Below are 20,679 nucleotides of genomic sequence, written 5' to 3'. Positions count from 1 at the left end.
CCCCTGGCAATGGTGACCTTAGGTCACGAACGTGCGCGCATCGGCCGGCGACCTCACCAGACGTCGACGAACGGCCGCTTCTTGCCCGCGGACTTCGGCGGGACCGGGCAGGCCTTGAGCCCGCGCACCAGCCAGGCGCGGGTCTCGGCCGGGTCGATGACGGCGTCGATCTCCACCACCGAGGCGACGGAGAGCGCCTTGCCGTTCTCGTACATCTTGCCGACCAGCTTCTCGAACAGGGCCTGGCGGGCGGCGGGGTCGGTCTCGGCCTCCAGCTCCTTGCGGTAGCCCAGCCGCACGGCGCCCTCGAGACCCATGGGGCCGAACTCGGCGGTGGGCCAGGCGACCATCATGGCCGGAGCCGAGAAGTCTCCGCCGGCCATGGCCTGGGCGCCCAGGCCGTACCCCTTGCGCAGCACCACGGCGAACAGCGGGACGGTGAGGCTGGTGGCGGTGACGAACAGGCGCGAGCCCCGGCGCACGGCCGCCGTCGTCTCGCTCTGGGGGCCGACCATGAAGCCCGGCGTGTCGCAGAGCGAGAGCACCGGCACGTCGAAAGCGTCGCAGAGCTGCAGGAAGCGGGCGCCCTTCTCCGCGCCTTCGGAGTCGATCGCCCCGCCCAAGTGGCGCGGGTCGTTGGCGATCAGGCCGAGCGGCCGGCCCTCCACGCGCAGGAAGCCGGTGATCATGCCCCGGCCGTAGCCACCGCGCAGTTCCAGCCACGTCCCTTCGTCGGCGAGGGTGCGGATCACCTCGCGGACGTCGTAGGCGCGGACCCGGTTCTCCGGGATCAGGTGGCGCAGGCGCCGCTGGTCGGCGCAGGACCAGTCGCGCACCGGCCCCTGGAAGACGCCCAGGATCTGCTTCGCCGCCGCCGTGGCCTCCGCCTCGTCCTCCACCAGCAGGTCGAGGGCGCCGTTGGCGTAGAGCACGTCGGAGGGGCCGATCTCGTCGGGTGTGAAGACGCCCAGGCCACCGCCCTCGATCATCGCCGGCCCACCCAGGCCGATGTTGGAATAGCGGGTGGCGATGGTGACGTCGGCGCAGCCGAAGAAGACCGCGTTGCCGGCGAAGCAGCGGCCGGAGTTGATGGCGATCCGCGGGGCCAGGCCCGAGAGCCGGGCGAAGGTGGTGAAGCTGGTGGTGTCGAGCGACGAGGCCGAGAGCTGGCCGCCGTCCACGTCGCCGGGCCGCCCGCCGCCGCCCTCGGTGAACCAGACGATCGGCGCCTTCCAGTGCTCGGCGAACTCCAGGATGCGATCGGTCTTCTTGTGGTTGAAGTGGCCCTGGGTGCCGGCCAGCACGGTGAAGTCGTAGGCGAGGCCCACGCAGCGCGCCTTGTCCTCGCCGAAGAGTTCGCCGTTCACCTCGCCCACGCCCACCACGATCCCGTCGGCGGGTGTGTTGGCCCGCAGGTCCTCCAGGCTGCGCCGCCGCCGCTGGGCGGCCACGGCCATGGCCCCGAACTCGCTGAAGCTGCCGGGGTCGAAAAGGTCGGCCAGGTTCTCCCGCGCGGTCCGCTGGCCGGTCCGGCGGCGGCGGGCCACGGCCTCCGGCCGCGCCGCGTCCAGCGTCATCCGGTGGCGCTCGATCACCTCCGCGAGGTCCGGGCGGATGGCGTCCAGGTTGATGGCCGCCTGCGCCTCCTCCCCGGCCGCATCGGCGCCGGTCTCCTCGAGGAAGGCCAGCGGATGTCCCTCGAACACCGTGTCGCCGGGCGCCACCGTGATCTGGCGCACAACGCCGGAGGCCTGGGCCTCGACCACGTGCTCCATCTTCATGGCCTCCAGCACCATCAGCGCCTGGCCCTTGCGCACCACTTCGCCGACGGCGGCCTGCAGGGCGATCACGGTGCCCTGGAGGGGCGCGCGCAGCGGGATCGCGCCCGCCGGGCCCTCCGGCTCGCGCGCCGCCGCCGCCGGGCCCGAGCTGCGGGCAGCGGCGTCGAAGTAGAGTCTGGGGTGCGCCTCGGGCGGATGGGCGAGCTCGCCCATGTGTTCCTCGATGAAGCGGGTGTGGACCTCGCCCGCCGCCACCGCCGGCAGGGCCAGGAGGTTCTGCAGGAAGGTGATGTTGGTCTGCGCCCCCTCGACCCGGAACTCCGCGAGCGCCCGGTAGGCCTTGGCCACGGCCCGCGACAGGCCGCCCGAACCCGAGTGGACGATCAGCTTGGCGAGCAGGCTGTCGAACCGGGCGCTCGTCGTGTAGCCGGCGTAGCCGAAGCCGTCGACGCGCACCCCCGGTCCCGACGGCGGCTCGTAGACCGCCAGCGTCCCTCCGGCCGGGCGGGCCGAGCCGTCGGCCGCCATGGTCTCCAGGTTGACCCGGACCTGCACGGCGTGCCCGCGGGGGGCCGGGACCTGGCCCTGGGTGAGCTCGAGCTCTGTGAGGGTCCGGCCGGCGGCGATCTGCAGCTGGATGCGCACCAGGTCCAGCCCGGTGACCTCCTCGGTGACCGTGTGCTCCACCTGCAGGCGGGCGTTGCCCTCGATGAACACCAGGTCGTCGCCGTCGACCAGGAACTCCATGGTGCCCAGGCCACGGTAGCCGGCGGCTTCCGCCAGGGCCGCGGCATGGCTGAACAGGGCCTCGCGCTGCCAGGCGGGCAGCATGTCGGCGGGCGCGATCTCCACCACCTTCTGCCGCTGGCGCTGCAGGCTGCACTCGCGGTCCCAGAGGTGCGCGACGCGGGTCCCGTCCCCCACCACCTGCACCTCGATGTGCCGGGCGTGCTGCAGGAAGCGCTCCACATAGAGGTCGCCGTTCCCGAAGGCCGCCCTGGCCTCGGACTCGCATCGCGCCCACTCCCGCGCCAGCGCCTCGACGGAGTCCACGGGACGCATGCCGCGCCCGCCGCCGCCCGCCACGGCCTTGACCATCACCGCGCCGTGCGTGGCGAGGAAGGCTTCGGCCTCCGCGAGCGTGGTGGGGCCATCCGTCCCCGGGGAGATCGGCACGCCGCACCGCTGCGCCAGCGCACGGGCCGCGCCCTTGTCGCCGAACAGCTCCAGGGTCTCCGGCGAGGGCCCCACGAAGGTGAGCCCAGCGTCCACGCAGGCGCGCGCGAAGGCGGCGTTCTCCGAGAGGAAGCCGTAGCCCGGGTGGACGGCGTCGCACGCCTGGTCCTTCGCAGCCTGCACGAGCTGGCCGATGTCGAGATAGGCCGCCGGGCCCGAGCCCTTCAGGGCCACGGTTTCGTCAGCCTTCCGGGTGTGCAGGGAGGCCGCGTCGTCCTCGGAGAAGACCGCCGCCGTGGCGATGCCCATCTCGGCTGCGGTGCGCGCGATGCGGACGGCGATCTCGCCCCGGTTGGCGATCAGCAGCTTCTTCACGAACGCGTCCCCTCAAACACTTGTTGGGACGCATTTGGGCCTATGGCGACGCGAAGGCCAAGGGGATTGGATCAGGGAGATCTGGGCAGTGGCTCCTCTTGTCGGACCACGACCCACCGGCCACCCCGCCTCTCCACGTCCAGCCGTTGACCACCGCTGCAGCAGGCGGCTTCGGCAAGGTCAGTCGTCCGAAACAGATAAGCCTGATCTGGGCCTGAAAACCGGACTCGCGAGAAGACCGCCACGGAACCGGGCGCGTGGTCCGCCGGCGAACCGGCCGCGATAGTCATCTGCGCCGCTTTGAAGCTCTCCGCGCAATCGACCCTGCGGCCCGCCCCAAAGAGGCCGATCTCGCTAGCGATGGGCCCGCCTGTGGCCCGGTGGACGTCGGCCACCAAGCCGCACTCCCGCACGACCGCGGCCGAAGAGGGGATATCTCCAAGCATCAAGGCAGCGACTGCCAGCGCACCGAGCGCAAGACAACCGAACAAAGGCCAGCCGCCTAGGCTGATCTGAGCCCCCTCGCCCGATGGCGGGCCCTGTCGGCGCAGGGGCAGCAGGTCGCGCCTACGCCTTCAGAAGCGAACGATCGATCGGCAACTCGCGGACGCGCTTGCCGGTGGCGGCGAAGATGGCGTTGGTGAGCGCCGGGATGGCCGGCGGCAGGGCCGGCTCGCCGAGACCCGTGGGCGGGTAGTCGGTCATCACCCAGTGCACCTCCACCGGGAAGGCCTCGTTCATCCGGATCAGCGGGTAGGAGTCGAAGTTCCCCTCCATCGTCCGGCCGTTCTCGATGGTGATCTTCTGGTGCAGCGCCTCGGAGACGCCGTCCAGCACGGAGCCCTGCACCTGGTTCACCGCCCCGTGCGGGTTGATGATCTGGCGGCCCACGTCGCCGGCCACCCAGGCCTTCTGGACCTTCGGCGTCCCGTCGGCGGCGACCTGCACCTGGATCACCTCGGCGAAGTAGCCCAGGTGGCTGTAGTGGAAGGCGATCCCCTTGCCCGTGCGGGCCGGCAGCTTCTCGCCCCACTTGGAGACCTCGGCCACCTTCTGCACGACACCGCGCATGCGCTCGGCGTTGTAGGCGCCGGAGCCCTCGCCCACGAGCTTCTGGTCGCCCAGCAGCTTCAAGCGGAAGGCCACCGGATCCTGGCCGGAGGCGTGCGCCAGCTCGTCGATGAACGACTGCATGACGAAGGAGAGCGCATTGGAGCCCGGGGCCCGCAACGGACCGGTGGGCACGCCCAGCGGCATGGTCGAGACGTCGATCTTGCAGTTCGGCACGAACCGGGCCGGGAACTCGGTGGGCGCCATGCCGGCCGACGGCGCGAACTGCTCCCCGCCCGGGCCGAAGCTCACGAAGTGGTCCTGCCAGGCGACCAGCTTGCCCTGGGCGTCGACGCCGCCCTTCAGGAAGTGGAACCCGGCCGGCCGGTAGAAGTCGTGCCGCATGTCGTCTTCACGGGTCCAGAGGAGCTTCACCGGAGCCCCAGTCTCCCGCGCGATCCAGGCGGCCTCGACCATGTAATCGTTGCTGAGGCGCCGGCCGAAGCCGCCGCCGCAGCGGATCATGTGGATGGTGATGTCCTCGGGCTTGATGCCCAGGGTGGTGGCCACGAGCTGCCGGCCGGGCTCGGGGTTCTGGGTCGGGGCCCAGATCTCCACCTTGCCGTCCTTGACCACCGCCGTGCAGTTCTGCGGCTCCAGCGTCGCGTGGCTCAGGAACGGATAGGCGTAGGCCGCCTCCACCGTCTTGGCCGCGCCCTTCAGCGCCGCGGCCACGTCGCCGTCGTTGCGGGCGGTGCGCTGCGGCGGGCCCGCGGCGAGTTCGGCGGCGCGCTTTGCGAAGCCTTCGCTGTTCTGCTGCGCCGTGGGATGGTCGGCCCACTGGGTCTTGAGCTGGTCGCGGCCCTTCTTCGCCGCCCACCAGGTGTCGGCCACCACGGCGACGCCGGGCAGCAGGCCCGAGAGGTTCGTGCCGCCGTCGACCACGAAGGCCTTGCGGACGCCTTTGACCCCCTGCGCGGCGGCGAGGTCGGCGGAGGCCACCTTGGCCCCGAAGACCGGCGCCTTCTCATAGGTGGCGTACAGCATCCCCGGGACCTGCACGTCGATGCCGAACAGCGGCTGGCCGGTGACGATCTTGGCCGTGTCGTACTGAGGGGTCGCCCGGCCGATGATCTTGTAGTCCTTGGGATCCTTGAGCGTCAGGCTCTTGGGATCCGGCGGCGTGAGGCCGGCGCACTGGCTGGCGAGCGAGCCGTAGGTCGCCTTGCGGTTCGAGGCCTTGTGCAGGACGAGGCCGGCCTGGGTGGTGCATTCCCCGGCCGGGCAGTTCCACGCCAGGGCCGCGGCCTGGATCAGCATGGCGCGCGCCACGGCGCCCACGCGCCGCTGGTCTTCCCAGTGCAGCGGGGTGGCCATGGAGCCGCCCGCGAACTGGCGGCCGTAGGTCTGCGGATCGTTGTCCGCCTGCTCGATGCGGACCTTCTCCCAGGGGATGTCCAGTTCCTCGGCGATCAGCATGGGCAGCATGGTCTTGATGCCCTGGCCGCACTCCGGGTTCTTGTTGGTGATGGTCACCATCCCGTCGGGCGCGACCTTCACATAGGCGTTGATCGGCTGCAGGGCCGCGCCCTGCGCCTGGGCCTTGGTGGCCACGGTGAAGGAGATGACCAGGCCGCTGGCGCTGGCCGCGGTCAGGAACTCGCGCCGCGAGGCGCCGGTGAGCTCGAGCGTCATGGGATCAGGCCTCCCGCTGGCCGGAGGCGCGCTTGATGGCCGCCCGGATGCGCGTGTAGGTGGCGCAGCGGCAGATGTTGCCGCTCATCGCCGCGTCGATATCGGCGTCGGTGGGCTTGGGGTTGCGGGCGAGCAGCGCCGTGGCCGACATGATCTGGCCCGGCTGACAGTAGCCGCACTGGGCCACGTCCAGCTCGCTCCAGGCGGCCTGCACCTTCTTGCCCACCGCGGAGGAGCCGACGCCCTCGATGGTGGTCACCTTGCCCTGCACCGCCGACACCGGCGTCACGCAGGAGCGCACCGGCTGGCCGTCGATGTGCACGGTGCAGGCCCCGCACTGGGCGACGCCGCAGCCGTACTTCGGGCCCAGGATCCCCAGCGTGTCGCGCAGGGTCCACAGGAGCGGGGTGTCGGGGTCCACGTCCGCCGTGTGGACCTTGCCGTTGACGTTGAGCTTGAAGGCCATCCGCGCTCCTCCCCTTTGCGCCCAATGGTACGGCTCGCAGGGGGGCGGCGGCAAGCGGCAGCCCTAGCCGCCCCGGGGAAACTCCACCCGCGCCTCGAAGCCATGCTCGGCGAAGGCCGTGGACACCTTGCCGCCGAAGGGCGCCAGCGCCGTCTCCAGCACCCGCGAACCGAAGCCGGGTCTGGGCGGCGGGGCCACGGGGGGACCGCCCGTCTCGCACCAGTGCAGCACGACCCGGCCCTCCGGCGCCTCGCCGCTGACGATCCGCACCCGGCCGTTGCGCGCCGAAAGCGCGCCGTACTTCACCGCATTGGTGGCCATCTCGTGCAGCAGCAGGCCCAGGGCAGCGGCCATCTGCCCGGCGATGGTCACGCCCGCGAACTCCGGGGCGATGTCGAACCGCGCGAGGCCGAAGGGCGTCAGGGCCACCTCCAGCATGTCGGACAGCTGCACGGGGCCGCCGCTGGTCGCGGTCACCAGGTCCTGCGACTTCGCCATGGCCCCGAGCCGGGCGGTCAGTACGCGTTCGAAATCCTCGACGGTCTGCACGGACCGGGCGGTCTGGGCGACGATGGCCATCATCACCGTGAGCCCGTTCTTGGCCCGGTGCGCCAGCTCGCCCATCAGGAGCGCGCGACGTTCCTCGATCATCCGGCGCTCGGTGATGTCCAGGGAGGTGCCGACCACCAGGCGGGCCTCGCCGTCGTCCTTCAGCACCCGGCCGTGGGTCTGGATCCAGCGGATCTCGCTCGCGGGAGCGTTCGTGCGGTGCTCGACGGAAAAGTCCCCGCCATGGTCCATGGTTACGGTGGCCAGGTAGATCGCCTGCACCTTCGGCAGGTCGTCGGGGTGAACGAGCTCCATGTAGCGGCAGATGTCGAGCGGCCCGGCGTCGGCGGGCAGGCCGAATAAAGCCTTGTTCCGGTCGGACCACGTCACCCGGTCGCCGCGGGGGTCCCATTCCCAGAAGCCCAGGCCGGTCGCCTCCACCGCCATCTGCAGCCGCCGGCGCTGGTCGCGCAGCTCCTCGGCCAGGCGGCGGGTCTCCGTGATGTCGGCCTGCAGCCCGTCCCACAGCGCAGCGCCGTCCGGCAGCACGCGCGGATAGGAGGCCACGCGAAACCAGCGCACCTCGCCGTCGGCGCGGCGCATCTGGATCTCGATCGAGAACGGCCGCCGGGCGGCCATCGCCTCGGCCTCCGCCTGAGTGAAGGTCTCGCGGTGCTCCGGCAGGATCATGTCGTAGAGGATCGATCCGTCCGCCAACACGTCCTCGGCGGCCACGCCGTTCAGCGCAAGGCAGCTCGCGCCGACGTGGATGAATCGCCGTGTGACGCCGTCCGCCTCCACGCGGATGCGGTAGGGCATGCCGAGCGCGAGGGCTTCCGCCACCACGTCGAACGGCTGGGCCACATCGTCGGGGCGATCGGATGGCTCCGCCAAGCTGGTCTCCGTGCAGGAACCAGCAATCTGCGGGTCGCGACCCGGCGGGACAACACCAATTGTTGCAGTCGGTTGCCGTCCCTCCGGAAACGTCAGTCGGCCGACAGGACCACCACCGCGTCAGGGAGCTCGTTCGGATTGTCGCCCGGCCGCGCCGGGAACCGCTCCGCCAGGATGTCCGCGCAAAGACCGATGGCCGCGGCGAAGCCGGCGGCGGGCTCGCCCCGCTTCAGGCCCGAAGTCAGAGCCGCCATGGCGCGTTCCCAGACGTCCGGCTCCACCTGGCTGGCGATGCCGTCGTCGGCGACCAGCTCGGCCATGTGCTCGGCCATGGAGACGTAGATCAGCACGCCCGTGCGCTCGCGGGTGGCGTGCAGGTTCTTGGCGAGGAACTGGGCCTGGGCCTCACGACGCACACGTTCGCGTTTCAGCCCGCGCGGCGTCAGGCGCCGGCGGATCGGCCCCAGGCTGACCACGATGGCGGCGACCACGAACAGCGCCGCCTGCAGGAGCAGGGCTCCCACGAGCGTGTTGCGGGCGACGACGTCGGCGGCCTGCGCCACCTGGGCAGCGGTCCACTCGCCGCCGAGGTCCGGCACGCTCACGTGCACGCCGCCCAGCAGCAGCAGGGCCGGCCCCAGCAGGGCCACGCCCGCCGCCCAGGCGAGCGGTGTCTCGAAGTAGTCGGAGCTGTCCTCCGCGACCACGCAGTAGATCTCGCCCGTCGTGCGGGTCTCGGCCTCGCGCACCGCCGCCGCGATGGCGGCCCGGTCGGAGGGAGAGAGCAAGAGGTCCTTCGCCATCACCAGCTCCCCGAGGATCCGCCGCCGCCGAACGAGCCGCCGCCGCCGGAGAAGCCGCCGCCGCCCCAGCCGCCGCCACCGCCCCCCCAGCCGCCGCCGCGGTGGCGCGAGCCGCCGCTCGAGAGGATCAGCGGCAGGAGCCACCACAGGCCGCTCGAGCGCCGGCGACGCCCGCGGCCGAACAGGCCGAGGATGCCGCCCAGGATCCAGAAGACGAACAGGATGACGAAGATCAGCGGGATCGGCGATCCGCCCTCGGACCTCTGGGCCGGACGTTCGGCGGCCTGGGCGACGCGCGCCTTGGCCTCGTCCTCCGGCAGGGCGAGCTGCTCGATCACCGCCTCGGTCCCCGAGACGACGCCCTGCTCCATCTGGCCCTCGCGGAAGTAGGGCAGCACCCGCTGCTGCAGGATCACGCTCGACAGGGCGTCGGTGAGGATCCCCTCCAGGCCGTAGCCGACCTCGATGCGCACCTTCCGCTCGGAAGGCGCGACCAGGAACACCACGCCGTCGTCCTCGCCCTTGCGGCCGATCTGCCAGGTGCGCCCGAGCTGGTAGCCGTACTCCTCGATCTCGTAGCCCTGCAGGTCGGGGACGGTGGCGACCACCATCTGCCGCCCGGTCTGGGCCTCGAGCTGGGCGAGCTTGTCGGTGAGCTGCTGCTCCGTGGCGGGCGACAGCATGTTGGCGTTGTCCACCACGCGCCCGGTGAGCGGCGGGAACTTCGGCTGGGCGAACGCCGCCGTGGCCGATCCGACAAGGACCAGGAGCGCGAGGACGAGGCCCCGCGCTCCCGCGAGCGTGGTCATCACTGGGTCGGCGCAGGCGTCGCGCTGGGCGCCGGGCCCACGGGCGGGGCGGCCGAGGTCGGCGGTGCGGAGCCGGGCGCGGCGCCGTCCGGAACCGGCGCGCCGGGCTGGGTCCCGCCGAAGTCGACGGTGGGCGCGCTCTGCGCCGAGGCGGAGGCCTGGAAGAGCTGCATGGGCTTGGAGCCCGCGTGGATCGTCTTGGCCCAGATGATCGTCGGGAAGGTGCGCAGGCTTGTGTTGTAGTCGCGCACCGCCTCGTTGTAGTCGCGCCGCGACACCGCGATCCGGTTCTCGGTGCCCTCGAGCTGGCTCTGCAGCGCCAGGAAGTTCTGGTTCGACTTGAGGTCCGGATAGCGCTCCTGGATCATCATCAGCCGGCCGAGCACCCCGGTCAGGCGGTCCTGCGCCTGCTGGTACTGCTGGAAGCGGGCCGGATCGGTGAGGGTGGAGGCGTCCACCTGCACCTGGGTCGCCGACGCGCGCGCCTCGGTCACCTCGCGCAGCACCGTGCGCTCCTGGGCGGCATAGCCGCGGACCGTCTCGACCAGGTTCGGGATCAGGTCGGCCCGCCGCTGGTACTGGTTCTGCACGTCGCCCCACTTGGCGCGGGCGTTCTCTTCCTTGGTCGGAATGGTGTTGATGCCGCAGCCGGCGAGCATCACCGGGGCGAACAGGAGCACGGCGGCCAGGGCCAGGCGTTTGCGAAGCGTCTTCACGTGTCTCAGGGCTCCCCAAGAAATCCAAGCTGAAGCTTGGTGTCCCGCATATGTGGCCCCGACATTGATCCGGCGCAATCGCGCAGGCATCAGGAACCGCGGAGCCAGGAAGCTCCGGACCCGGTCGGGAGTTCCTCATCCATGGCGCAGGCGCGGCCCTACTACGCCGACCGGGGCCTTTCGGCGGCGTTCTACGACGTGGTCACCGCCGCGGACGCGCGGCTGGCCGGCGACGTGGATGTCTACGCCGGCCTCGCGCCGCCGGGTTCGTCCGTGCTCGAGCTGGGCGCCGGCACCGGCCGCGTCACCTTCGCCCTGGCCGAGCGCGGCTACGCCGTCACCGGGATCGATATCGCGCCCGCCATGCTGGAGAAGGCGCAGGCGCGGCTGGCCGCGCTGCCCGCCGAGGTCGCCGCCCGGGTGGAGCTGCGCCGAGGCGACATGACCACGCTCGACCTGAAGCGGACCTTCGACCTCGTCATCTGCCCCTACTTCACCCTGGCCCACGTGCCGGCAGGGGCCGCCTGGCGCAACACCTTCGCCACCGCGGCGCGCCATCTCCGGACCGGCGGGCTGGCCGCCTTCCACCTGCCGCTGCTGGAGATCATGCGCATGCCCGGCCCGCCGCCGGAGATGGTGGTCATGGACCAGCCCCTGCCCGGCGGCGGGCGGCTGAACCTCCACGTCCTCGAGCGCACCTTCCGCGAAGGTGTCGGCCGCCTAGACCAGGTGATTGACTATGTGGAGCGGGATGCGAAGGGCGCCGTCGTCCGCCGGTCCGCCGAGCGGCTGACCTACTACCTGGCCGATCCGGAGCCGCTCGCCGCATCCGCGGGCCTGCTGCAGGATCGCGAGCCGATCCCGCTGGGCGGCGTGGGTGAGGTCCGGGTGTTCCGGAAGGCCTAGCCCGGTCGGCCGCGTCGCCAGGCCTTGGCCGGGCTGTGGCGGCGGATGAAGGCCGTGAACACGGCCAGGGAGCCGGTGGTGAGGAGCATGGCCTTGCTCGCCAGGCCCGTGTTGAACTTCAGGAAGGTGAGGGCCGCGACCCAGAGCACGAGGGGCGCGAGCCAACTGATCAGCAGCAGGCAGCTGCGCCAGTTCACCGGCTTCCGGCCGGGACCGGGCCTGCGGGTCTCGAACCCCGTTGGGCGGTCTTCGCGCATCACGCGTCTCCGGAGGCGAAGTCTATCACGTCCGGGTGGCGAATTCAGCGTCCCCGGTGGCCGCCACGACCTGGTCGTCGAAGCTGGCGTGCGCGGAGGTGTAGAGCCGGTGGTAGAGCCCGCCCGCCCGCATCAGGGCGTCGTGGTTCCCCTGCTCCAGGATGCGCCCCTGCTGCAGGACGATGATCCGGTCGGCGTCGCGGATGGTCGCCAGCCGGTGGGCGATGACGATGCAGGTGCGGCCTGCGAACAGCACCTTCAGGGCCTGCTGGATGGCCTGTTCGGTGAAGCTGTCGATGTTGGCCGTGGCTTCGTCGAGGATGAGGATCTGCGGGTCGGCCACCAGCGCGCGGGCGAAGGAGATCAGCTGCCGCTGGCCGACCGACAGGTTCCGCCCCCGCTGGCCGAGCGGCGTGTCGTAGCCTTCGGGCAGGCGCATGATGAAGTCGTGGGCCGACACCGCCCTGGCCGCGGCGATCACATCGTCGCGCGTGGCGCCTTCGGTGTTGTAGCGGATGTTCTCCTCGATGGTGCCGGTGAACAGGAAGGGCTCCTGCAGCACCATGGCGATCCGCCGTCCCAAGCTGTCGAGGGTGACGTCGCGCACGTCATGGCCGCCCACCAGCACCTGCCCGCGGTCGGCGTCGTAGAAGCGGTGGGTGAGCGCGATGATCGAGGTCTTGCCCGAGCCCGTGGGCCCGACCAGCGCGACCACCTCCTTGGGCTGCACCGTGAAGGAGATGTCGTGCAGCACCGGCCGGGCGGGGTCGTAGCCGAAGGTCACGCTCCGGAACTCGACGCGGGGCTCGAAGTCCTCCAGGGCCACGGCGCCGGGACGGTCCTTGATGGTCACCGGCACGTCCAGCACCTCGAAGATGCGGTGCGCCGCGGCCATGGCCCGCTGCATGATGGTGTACTGCATCGACAGCATCCGCACGGGGTCGAAGAACCGCTGCACATAGAGGACGAAGGCCACCATCACCCCCACCTCGAGCCGCCCGGCGAGCACGGCGTTGCCGCCCACCACGACGACTATGGCCATGGCGACGCCGGTCAGGATGTCCACCGTGGGCACCATGATCTGGGTCATCCAGGCCGCGCCGGTCTGGGCCTTGAAGTTGGCGTCGGCCATCTTCCGGTAGAGCTGGAAGTTCAGCGCCTCGCGGCGGGTCTCCTGGACCGTGCGGATGCCGTTGATGTTCTCCGCCAGCGCGGAGTTGGCCGTGGACGAGGCGTCGCGGGCCTCGCGGAAGCTCTTCTTCGAATAGGGCAGCCACACCGCCCGGATGGCGATCAGCGCCGGCAGCACCGCCAGCGTCAGCAGGCCGAGCTGCAGGTCGAGGCTGAGCAGGACGACGGTGATCGCCACCAGCACCACGAGGTCGCCGACCGCGCCGGTGGTGCTCTCCAGCAGCTCCTGCAGGGCCGCCACGTCGCCCTGCAGGCGGGCCATCATCCGGCCCACGTGGGTGCGGTCCATGAACGAGAGGGAGACGTCCTGCAGGTGGGCGAACATCGCCCGGCGGATGTCGAAGATCACCCGCTGCGCCACGCGCTGGATCTGCCACTCGCCGAACACCAGGGTCGCGATGAACACCGCCGCCGCGACGCCGAACAGCACGACCGCGCGGCCGAAGCTCTCCGCGTCGCCGCGGACCAGCCCGTCCACCGCCTTGCCGATCAGCAGCGGGATGGAGACGTTGGCCGCGGCCGCGACCAGCACCGCGAACTGGGCGGCCAGGAAGGCGCGGCGGTGGGGCGTGAGGTAGCCGAAGAACCGGCGCGCCGCCCGCGGGTCGAAGGTCCCGAAGACGTCGTCGCCCTCGGGCGAGCCCAGCGAGGCGCGCGGCGCGCGCCGCCGCTCCTCCGTCGGCCCGGGGGAAGGCTCGAGGCTCATGCCGGCTGCTCCTCGAGGGTGGCGGCCGCGTCGGAACGGCTCTGCAGCTCGTAGAGCTCGGCGTAGGTCCCGCCGCGGGCCACCAGCGCGTCATGGCTGCCGCGCTCGACGATGCGGCCCTCGTCCAGCACCAGGATCTCGTCGGCATGCATCAGGGACGACAGGCGGTGGGCGATGATCACCGTGGCCTTGGTCTTCGTCGCCCGCGCCAGGCCGTCGCGCACCTTGCGCTCGGTGACCGCGTCGATGGCGGCGGTGGAGTCGTCGAAGATCATCACGCCGGGGCCCGGCACCACGCCGCGGGCGATGCTCATCCGCTGCCGCTGACCGCCGGACAGCGCCACGCCGCGCTCGCCGACCCGGGTCTCGTAGCCCTCGGGCAGGCTGGCGATGTGCTCGTGGATCTGCGCGGTGCGGGCGGCGGCCTCGATCCGCGCGTCCTCCGCCCAGGGATCGGCATAGGCCACGTTGTGACCCACCGAGGCGTCGAACAGGAAGGCCTCCTGCTGCACCAGGCCGACGTACTCGCGCAGCGACGCGAGCGTCACTTCGCGGATGTCCACGCCGTCGATCGTGATCCGGCCCTCGGTCACGTCGTAGAAGCGCGGGATCAGGTTGGCGAGCGTCGACTTGCCCGAGCCCGGCGGGCCGACGATCCCCACGGTTTTCCCCGGCCGCACCTCGAAGCTGATGTCCTGGAGCACCTGACGCCCGTCCGCGCGGTAGCGGAAGCCGACCCCTTCGAAGCGCAGCACGCCCTCGCCGGGCTGCAGCGTGCTCGCCCCCGGCGCGTCGGCGATCTCCGGCTCCAGGTCCAGCACCTCGAACAGCCGCGAGCCCGAGGAGGTCGCCCGGGCCATGGAGTTGAAGATCATCGCCACCTGCCGGATCGGCGCCTGCAGGAGCGTCATGTAGGTCAGGAACTCCGTCAGCCGGCCGACCGTCATATGCCCCGCCAGCACCTTGCGGCCGCCCAGCCACAGCAGCAGGCCGAGCGAGATGTGGAAGCTCACGTTCATCCAGGCGATGGCGGTGAACCTGAGCGTGATCCGCTTGTCCTGGAAGACGATCACGGCCCGCGAGCCGCGGTCGAACTTGGCGAGTTCGAAGTCGCGGCCGGCGAAGGCCCGCACGACCCGAATGCCCTGCAGGTTCTCCTCCATGGTCAGGGTGAGCTGGCCCATCAGCTCCTGCACCCGAAGCCAGGTGACCCGCAGGAGGAAGCCCATGCGCGCCAGCGCATAGCCGGCCACCGGCACGAAGGAGAGGCCGACCAGCGCCAGCACCGGATCCAGGCTGACCATCATCGCCGCCGCGAAGCCGACCAGCAGGACGAGGCTGAGCGCCGGCGTCATCGCCCCGTTGATGAAGGCCCGCGCGCCCTCCAGGTCGAGCATGCCGCGGGTGACCAGGTCGCCGGAGTGGATGCGGTCGTGGAAGCCGAAGGAGAGCTTCTGCAGGTGCTGGAAGAACTGCAGGCGAAGGTCGTTGGCCACCTTCTGGCTGAGGTATTCGCCGAGGTAGCCCGACCACATGGTGAGCAGGCCCCGCGCCACCGTGGCGGCGATGACCAGGCCCGCGCTGACCACCAGCGCCGAGCGCGCCGCGTCGGCGTGGGCGGCGCCGTCGGCCAGGAGGGCCTGGGCCTGGTCCACCGAGCGGCCGAACAGCCGCGGCAGGGTCAGGCTGGCGACGGCCGCGCCGAGGGATGCAAGCACGGTCAGCGCCACCCGGCCGGGGTAGCGCATGGCCAGCCCGGCGATCCGGGCCAGCACCGAAGGCATGGCCGTCACGTCCACGGTCTGGACGTCAGACAGCGCCGCGCTTCGCCCCTGAGGGGGCGAATCACTCATCCGATTTTCCGTCTGCTATGGGACCGGGAGTGTGAGGCGCCGGGGGCCGTTCGGCGAGTCCGGTTTTGGCGCCGAAGCGCAGGAAGTCCGGTGCAGCTAGGCCGCCAGCTGGGCCTGGTCGACCACCGTGACCCGCCGCGCCGGCGGCGCGGGCTTCGGCCGCAGCTTCTCCCCCCTGAGCCACATCCTGAGCGCCTCCCAGTGGATGGCGGTGAGCACGCCCAGGCTCATCCACGGGTGCGTCAGCCAGGCGCGGAGCAGGCCCGCGTCGCTGAGCGGCGTCCGCCGGCCGAGGAAGCTCGCCGCCAGGACCAGACCCTCGGCGTCGTGGGCCTCCACCTGCACCCGCACTGTCTCGCCGGGCGGACGGATGCGGAAGCCGTAGGCGAGGTCCATGTCCATGAACGGCGAGACGTAGAAGTCCTTGGCGCAACACTGGCGCACAACCGGCTCGTCGCCGGCCGGGATCAGGTAGGCGTGCCGCTCCCCGAAGGTGTTGGTCACCTCGTAGAGGATGGCTGAGAGCGTGCCGTCCTTGCGGTGGCAGAAGTAGACGGTGAGCGGGTTGAAGCCGTGGCCCAGCACGCGCGGCATGGTGAGCATCCGCACCGGCCCGCCGTGGGCGATCCCGGCGGCCGCCAGCTCCGCCTCCACCTGCGCCTTCAGCGGCGTGTCCGACCCGTCGCCGTGGTCCTTTTCCCGCACGCTGACGAGGTTCAGCCCACCGTGCGAGAACAGGCCGAGCTTCCAGTCCAGCCGGCCCAGCTCGTCCAGGTCCAGCAGCAGGAAGAACACCCGGTAGGCCAGCCGGTGCGCGCGCGGCTTCGTCCGGGCGTGGGTGACCACGCCGGAGTAGAGGCCCGAGGCGAAGCTCACGCGGCCCGCTCCGCAGGCGCGCGCAGGTGGATGCGGCCGGACTCGCCCGCCACGGTCCACGGCCTCCGCACGCCGCCGAGCTGCTCGGCCACCGCCAGGCCGGACTGCAGGCCGTCCTCGTGGAAGCCGTGGCCGAAATAGGAGCCGCAGAACCAGGTGCGGTTCACGCCCTGCAGGTCCCAGAGCTCGGCCTGGGCGGCGATCGCGGCGGCGTCGAACAGCGGGTGGTCGTAGGCCTCCGTGCGGATCGTCTTCTCCGGCGCGATCTCCCTGGTGGGGTTTAGGGTGACGAAGAGGTCCGGCGCGTCCTTGATGCCCTGCAGCCGGTTCATCCAGTAGGTGACGCAGCCCTCGCCCGTCTCGCCGCGGCGGCCGATATGGTTCCAGCTCGTCCAGGCCCGCCGCCGCCGGGGCATCAGGGCCGGGTCGGTGTGCAGCACGACCCGGTTCTTCGAATAGCGGAACGGCGCGAGTAGCCGCCGCTCCTGCGCCGTCGGGTCCTCCAGCAGGCCGAGCGCCGTGTCGCCATGGGTGGCGATCACCACCTCGTCGAACCGCTCGAAGCGCCCGGACGCGAGCTGCACCGTCACACCGCTGGGGTCTCGCCGGACCCCGGCCACCGCCTCGCCGCTCCGCGCCTCGCCGTGGAAGGCGGCCCTCAGCGCCTGGACGTAGGCCCGGCTGCCGCCGTCCACCGTCCGCCACAGGCCGCGGCCGAACACCGACATCATGCCGTGGTTCTGGAAGAAGCGGATCAGGGCGGCGGCCGGATAATCCCGGATCGCCGACAGCGGCGTCGACCAGATGGCGGCGGCCTGCGGCAGCAGGTGGTCGTCCCGGAAGGCCTGGCAGTAACCCTTCTCCTCCAGGTAGGCCTCGAGCGAGGTGAGCGGCGCCTCCAGCGCGGCCAGGTCCTTCGGCCCCTGCCGGTAGAAGCGGCCCACGTCGCGGAGCATTCCCCAGAAGCGGGCGGAGAACAGGTTGCGCTTCTGGGCGAAGAGGCCGAGCGCGCCGTAGCTGGAGTACTCGAACGCCCCGTCGTCGAGGCTGACGCTGAGCGCCATGTCGGCCGGGCGGCTGGCGACGCCCAGCCAGTCGAGCAGGGCCGTGAAGTTCGGATAGTTGGGCTCGTTGTAGACGATGAAGCCGGTGTCCACCGGCACCGGGCCGTGATGGCCCGGCGCCTCGGCGGTGTTGGCGTGGCCGCCCAGCCGGTCGTCGGCCTCGAACAGGGTGACGCTGTGCGCCTGCGAAAGCAGCCAGGCCGCCGAGAGGCCGCTGATCCCTCCGCCGATGACGGCGATCCGCCGCCGCTGTCCGAACGCCCGTTCCATCGATGCTCCGCCGTCTGTCCCCGGCCCCGACGGCCGAGCTTTCACGGCACCTACGGGCCTCGCGACGGGGCGGATGCATCCGGGACGGCGGAGCTTCCGTACCTTGGGCGATGCTGATCGGCCTGACCTTCCTCGTCCTCGTCTTCATGACCGCGGTGATGACCGCGGCCTGGGCCTTCGGGCTGAAGGCGCGCAACGGCGGCTGGACCGACGTCTTCTGGACCTTCGGCAGCGGCGGCGCGCTCGTGGGCGCGGCCCTGCTCGCCGCGCCCGGCCCGCGCGCCTGGCTGGTGGCCAGCCTGGTCGGCCTCTGGGCGCTCCGGCTCGGCACGCATCTGGCCCAGCGCGTCGCCCACGGCCCGGAGGATCCGCGCTACGCCCGCTTCCGGGAGGAGTGGGGCGCCGACCACCCGCGCCGGATGCTGCGCGTCACCCTCGCCCAGGCCCCTGCCACCGCCCTGCTCGCCGTCTCGGTGATCGTGGCGGCCCAGGCCCCCGGCCCGTTCGGCGCGCGGGACGTCCTGGCGGCGGTCATCTTCCTCGCAGCCTTCGTGGGCGAGGCGATCGCCGACCTGCAGATGGAGCGCTTCCGCGCCGATCCCCATAACCGGGGCCGGGTCTGCGAGCGCGGCCTGTGGGCCTGGTCGCGACACCCCAACTACTTCTTTGAATGGCTGGGCTGGCTCGCCTACCCCACCATCGCCCTCGACCCCGCCCGCCCCGCCAGCTGGCTCAGCCTGACGGCGCCGGTGGTCATGTACCTGCTGCTCACCCGCGTCTCCGGCGTCCCCCCGCTGGAAGAGGCCATGCTCCGCTCCCGCGGCGAGGCCTACCGGTCCTACCGGTCGCGGGTGAGCGCCTTTTTCCCCCTTCCGCCGAAAGGACGTCAGGCATGATCCCCCACATCGCGGCCTTCCTCGGGACCGGCCTCGTGATCGCCATCCTGGACGCCGTCTGGCTGACCCAGGTCGGACCCAGGCTCTACCGGCCGACGCTCGACCCGGTGCTGGCCGACAAGCCGAACATGACCGCCGCCGTGGTCTTCTACCTGGTCTACGTCCTGGGTGTGGTGCTGCTGGCCGTGCTGCCGCACAGGGATGCGACCCTGGGGCGCGTGGCGCTGGCCGGCGCGCTCCTGGGCGCCTTCGCCTACGCCACCTACGACCTCACCAACCAGGCGACGCTGAAGGCCTGGTCCACCCGCATCAGCGTGGTCGACATCGGCTGGGGGACGCTGCTCACCACGGCCGGCGCCCTGGCCGGCGTGCTGGCCTGGCGCTGGGCCGCCAGGCTCGCCGGCTGACCCCTCTTCCCCGCCCGTCCATCGGCGGGGCAAGGGCCCGCGGCCGGTCCCGCGGGCCGGAGGGGGCGCACCCTTCAACCCCCTGCGCCCCCTCCACCCCTCTTCCGCACATCCCGCCGCCGTGATTTGCTGGGGTTCGAGGCCGGGCCTACGCCGGACGGATCAATTCATCCGCGGCGCCGGACCTCCAATGAGATTTTGCGGATGCGCCGTCTGATCGGGCGCGGGAGGATTTTGATGGAAGCCTTGAAGGAACGCATGGACCTGGATGCGCGGCTGGCGGCTGCGCAGATGACCGGGATGACCTCCGCCGTCTGGGCGCAGGTCCAGCCCGACAAGGCCGCGGTCATCGACCCGGACGGGACCACGCGGACCTTCGCCGAGGTGAACGCCGCCGCCAACCGCATCGTCCGCCTGCTGCGCGGCGCGGGGCTGAAGGCGGGCGACTCCGTGGCCCTGGTCTGCTCCAACCGGCACGAGTTCGTCGAGGTGCTGGCCGCCACCAAGCGGGCGGGCTTCCGGATCACCCCGGTCAACTGGCACCTCACCACCGACGAGATCGCCTACATCATCCAGGACTGCGAGGCGAAGGCGCTGTTCGCCGAAGCCCGCGTGGCGGCCTCCGGACCCGCGGCGGCCCAGTGCCCGAACCTCGCCGTGAAGGTCGCGATCGGCGGCGATATCGAGGGCTTCCTGAACTACGACGAGGCGCTGGCCGGCATCGATCCGTCAGACATCGACGACCCGGTGCTCGGCAACCAGATGATGTACACCTCCGGCACCACCGGCCGGCCGAAGGGCGTCTTCCGGCCCAATCCGGTGATCCCGCCGCCGGGCGTCTACCAGCTGCGCGGCTACGACGAGCACTCCGTCCAGCTCTGCGCCGGCCCGGCCTACCACGCCGCCCCGCTGGCGTTCGACGTCAACGCCGCCATGGGCGCGGGCTGTCCGCTGGTCTTCCTCGACAAGTGGGATTCCGAGCTGGTCCTGAAGACCATCGCCGAGCGGAAGGTCACCCACCTCCACCTCGTGCCGATCATGTTCCAGCGCCTGCTGGCCCTGCCCGACGAGGTGCGCGCGAAGTACGACGTCAGCCACGTCAAATACATCGTCCACGGCGCGGCCCCCTGCCCGCCGGAGGTCAAGCTCGCCATGATCGAGTGGTTCGGCCCGGTGCTCTCCGAGTACTACGCCGGCTCCGAGGGCGGGGCGGGCTTCACCATCTCCTCGGAGGAGTGGCTGAAGAAGCCGGGCTCGGTGGGCAAGCGGCCGCCGCTGCTCGGCTCCAAGATTCTCGACGAGAACGGCGAGGAATGCCCGCCCGGCGTGCCGGGGACCATCTACCACCAGCTCCCGCCGGGCGGCGGCTTCACCTACTACAAGGACGAGGCCAAGACCCAGGCCAGCCGGGTGGGCGACTACTTCACCATGGGCGACGTCGGCTACTTCGACGAGGACGGCTACCTGTTCCTCACCGGCCGCAACGCCGAGACCATCATCTCCGGCGGGGTGAACATCTACCCGCAGGAGATCGACAACGAGCTGATCAAGCATGACGCCGTGGCCGACAGCTCCACCGTCGGCGTGCCCGACGAGCAGTGGGGCGAGCAGGTCCGCGCGGTGATCATGCTGAAGCCGGGCTACGAGCCCTCCGAGGAGCTGGAGCAGGAGATCCTCGCCTTCGCCCGCGCCAACCTGCCGGGCTTCAAGGTCCCGAAGAAGATCGACTTCGTCACCGACCTCCCCCGCTCCGAAGCCGGCAAGATCCAGCGCAACAAGGTCCGCGCTCCCTACTGGGAAGGCCGCAAGCGGCAGATCTGAGGGCGCCATCCCGGTCGGAGCGCAGCGGCGAGCCGGGATCCATGAGCGCCGCGCCGGGCGAAACGGCGCGGCCGGTTTGTGCGCGTGGCCGAACCTTGGCGTCCATGGGTCCCGGATA

16 protein-coding genes are annotated in these 20,679 nt (G+C 71.4%); 4 read left to right on the top strand and 12 right to left on the bottom strand.

Annotation, left to right across the window (positions count from 1 at the left end; all coding sequences use genetic code 11):
• Positions 1 to 53: 53 nt before the first annotated feature.
• From VM685_RS09480 to VM685_RS09450, 7 genes are all read right to left on the bottom strand, one after another.
• Complete coding sequence (locus VM685_RS09480; RefSeq protein ID WP_325459898.1) at positions 54 to 3,332, bottom strand: carboxyl transferase domain-containing protein; 3,279 nt, start codon at positions 3,330 to 3,332, stop codon at positions 54 to 56.
• Positions 3,333 to 3,899: 567 nt separating this feature from the next.
• On the bottom strand, positions 3,900 to 6,077 hold the full coding sequence (locus VM685_RS09475) for a xanthine dehydrogenase family protein molybdopterin-binding subunit (protein WP_325459897.1): 2,178 nt from the start codon (positions 6,075 to 6,077) through the stop codon (positions 3,900 to 3,902).
• A gap of 4 nt (positions 6,078 to 6,081) precedes the next feature.
• Positions 6,082 to 6,543, bottom strand: coding sequence for a (2Fe-2S)-binding protein (locus tag VM685_RS09470; RefSeq protein WP_325459896.1), 462 nt, complete (start codon positions 6,541 to 6,543; stop codon positions 6,082 to 6,084).
• Between the two features lie 63 nt (positions 6,544 to 6,606).
• A complete protein-coding gene (locus VM685_RS09465; protein ID WP_325459895.1) occupies positions 6,607 to 7,986 on the bottom strand; it encodes a sensor histidine kinase in 1,380 nt (459 codons plus the stop codon).
• Positions 7,987 to 8,078: 92 nt separating this feature from the next.
• Positions 8,079 to 8,789 carry a TPM domain-containing protein gene (locus VM685_RS09460; RefSeq protein WP_325459894.1) on the bottom strand — a complete coding sequence of 237 codons (711 nt, stop codon included), beginning with the start codon at positions 8,787 to 8,789 and terminating at the stop codon, positions 8,079 to 8,081.
• Positions 8,789 to 9,598 (bottom strand): TPM domain-containing protein, encoded by an 810-nt coding sequence (locus tag VM685_RS09455; RefSeq protein ID WP_325459893.1) that lies wholly within the window; start codon positions 9,596 to 9,598, stop codon positions 8,789 to 8,791. The genes VM685_RS09460 and VM685_RS09455 overlap by 1 nt, the downstream gene beginning before the upstream one ends.
• Positions 9,598 to 10,257, bottom strand: coding sequence for a LemA family protein (locus VM685_RS09450; protein WP_325459920.1), 660 nt, complete (start codon positions 10,255 to 10,257; stop codon positions 9,598 to 9,600). The genes VM685_RS09455 and VM685_RS09450 overlap by 1 nt, the downstream gene beginning before the upstream one ends.
• Before the next feature lie 198 nt (positions 10,258 to 10,455).
• Between VM685_RS09450 and VM685_RS09445 the strand changes: the two genes are divergently transcribed.
• Positions 10,456 to 11,220: a class I SAM-dependent methyltransferase gene (locus tag VM685_RS09445; protein WP_325459892.1), complete on the top strand. Its 765-nt coding sequence runs from the start codon at positions 10,456 to 10,458 to the stop codon at positions 11,218 to 11,220.
• Here the strand turns inward: VM685_RS09445 and VM685_RS09440 are convergent.
• The 5 genes from VM685_RS09440 to VM685_RS09420 all read right to left on the bottom strand — a co-directional run bounded on the left by VM685_RS09440 (position 11,217) and on the right by VM685_RS09420 (position 17,437).
• Positions 11,217 to 11,477, bottom strand: a complete 261-nt coding sequence (locus tag VM685_RS09440) for a hypothetical protein (RefSeq protein WP_325459891.1) — start codon at positions 11,475 to 11,477, stop codon at positions 11,217 to 11,219. The genes VM685_RS09445 and VM685_RS09440 overlap by 4 nt on opposite strands.
• 25 nt (positions 11,478 to 11,502) lie before the next feature.
• Positions 11,503 to 13,374 (bottom strand): ABC transporter ATP-binding protein, encoded by a 1,872-nt coding sequence (locus VM685_RS09435; protein ID WP_325459890.1) that lies wholly within the window; start codon positions 13,372 to 13,374, stop codon positions 11,503 to 11,505.
• Positions 13,371 to 15,227 (bottom strand): ABC transporter ATP-binding protein, encoded by a 1,857-nt coding sequence (locus tag VM685_RS09430; RefSeq protein ID WP_325459889.1) that lies wholly within the window; start codon positions 15,225 to 15,227, stop codon positions 13,371 to 13,373. The genes VM685_RS09435 and VM685_RS09430 overlap by 4 nt, the downstream gene beginning before the upstream one ends.
• Before the next feature lie 96 nt (positions 15,228 to 15,323).
• Positions 15,324 to 16,103 (bottom strand): DUF1365 domain-containing protein, encoded by a 780-nt coding sequence (locus VM685_RS09425; RefSeq protein WP_325459888.1) that lies wholly within the window; start codon positions 16,101 to 16,103, stop codon positions 15,324 to 15,326.
• A complete protein-coding gene (locus VM685_RS09420) occupies positions 16,100 to 17,437 on the bottom strand; it encodes an NAD(P)/FAD-dependent oxidoreductase (protein ID WP_325459887.1) in 1,338 nt (445 codons plus the stop codon). The genes VM685_RS09425 and VM685_RS09420 overlap by 4 nt, the downstream gene beginning before the upstream one ends.
• 110 nt (positions 17,438 to 17,547) lie before the next feature.
• Between VM685_RS09420 and VM685_RS09415 the strand changes: the two genes are divergently transcribed.
• The 3 genes from VM685_RS09415 (at position 17,548) to VM685_RS09405 (ending at position 20,561) form a co-directional block, all read left to right on the top strand.
• Complete coding sequence (locus VM685_RS09415; protein WP_325459886.1) at positions 17,548 to 18,333, top strand: DUF1295 domain-containing protein; 786 nt, start codon at positions 17,548 to 17,550, stop codon at positions 18,331 to 18,333.
• Positions 18,330 to 18,740 carry a DUF2177 family protein gene (locus VM685_RS09410; RefSeq protein ID WP_325459885.1) on the top strand — a complete coding sequence of 137 codons (411 nt, stop codon included), beginning with the start codon at positions 18,330 to 18,332 and terminating at the stop codon, positions 18,738 to 18,740. Before VM685_RS09415 ends, VM685_RS09410 begins: the two co-directional genes overlap by 4 nt.
• 237 nt (positions 18,741 to 18,977) lie before the next feature.
• Positions 18,978 to 20,561, top strand: a complete 1,584-nt coding sequence (locus VM685_RS09405; protein ID WP_325459884.1) for an AMP-binding protein — start codon at positions 18,978 to 18,980, stop codon at positions 20,559 to 20,561.
• Positions 20,562 to 20,679 lie beyond the last annotated feature (118 nt).

Source organism: Phenylobacterium sp. (assembly GCF_035539035.1).
Taxonomy (GTDB): Bacteria; Pseudomonadota; Alphaproteobacteria; order Caulobacterales; family Caulobacteraceae; genus Phenylobacterium.
The sequence above is the reverse complement of the archived record's forward strand: the minus strand, read 5'-3'. Positions and strand labels throughout refer to the sequence as shown.

Bases quoted from the DNA above. Each gene is read 5' to 3' on its own strand.
- VM685_RS09475 (WP_325459897.1), bottom strand. From the start codon at position 6,077: ATGACGCTCGAGCTCACCGGCGCCTCGCGGCGCGAGTTCCTGACCGCG.
- VM685_RS09470 (WP_325459896.1), bottom strand. From the start codon at position 6,543: ATGGCCTTCAAGCTCAACGTCAACGGCAAGGTCCACACGGCGGACGTG.
- VM685_RS09460 (WP_325459894.1), bottom strand. From the start codon at position 8,789: ATGGCGAAGGACCTCTTGCTCTCTCCCTCCGACCGGGCCGCCATCGCG.
- VM685_RS09455 (WP_325459893.1), bottom strand. From the start codon at position 9,598: ATGACCACGCTCGCGGGAGCGCGGGGCCTCGTCCTCGCGCTCCTGGTC.
- VM685_RS09450 (WP_325459920.1), bottom strand. From the start codon at position 10,257: ATGCTCGCCGGCTGCGGCATCAACACCATTCCGACCAAGGAAGAGAAC.
- VM685_RS09445 (WP_325459892.1), top strand. From the start codon at position 10,456: ATGGCGCAGGCGCGGCCCTACTACGCCGACCGGGGCCTTTCGGCGGCG.
- VM685_RS09440 (WP_325459891.1), bottom strand. From the start codon at position 11,477: ATGCGCGAAGACCGCCCAACGGGGTTCGAGACCCGCAGGCCCGGTCCC.
- VM685_RS09435 (WP_325459890.1), bottom strand. From the start codon at position 13,374: ATGAGCCTCGAGCCTTCCCCCGGGCCGACGGAGGAGCGGCGGCGCGCG.
- VM685_RS09430 (WP_325459889.1), bottom strand. From the start codon at position 15,227: ATGAGTGATTCGCCCCCTCAGGGGCGAAGCGCGGCGCTGTCTGACGTC.
- VM685_RS09420 (WP_325459887.1), bottom strand. From the start codon at position 17,437: ATGGAACGGGCGTTCGGACAGCGGCGGCGGATCGCCGTCATCGGCGGA.
- VM685_RS09415 (WP_325459886.1), top strand. From the start codon at position 17,548: ATGCTGATCGGCCTGACCTTCCTCGTCCTCGTCTTCATGACCGCGGTG.
- VM685_RS09410 (WP_325459885.1), top strand. From the start codon at position 18,330: ATGATCCCCCACATCGCGGCCTTCCTCGGGACCGGCCTCGTGATCGCC.
- VM685_RS09405 (WP_325459884.1), top strand. From the start codon at position 18,978: ATGGAAGCCTTGAAGGAACGCATGGACCTGGATGCGCGGCTGGCGGCT.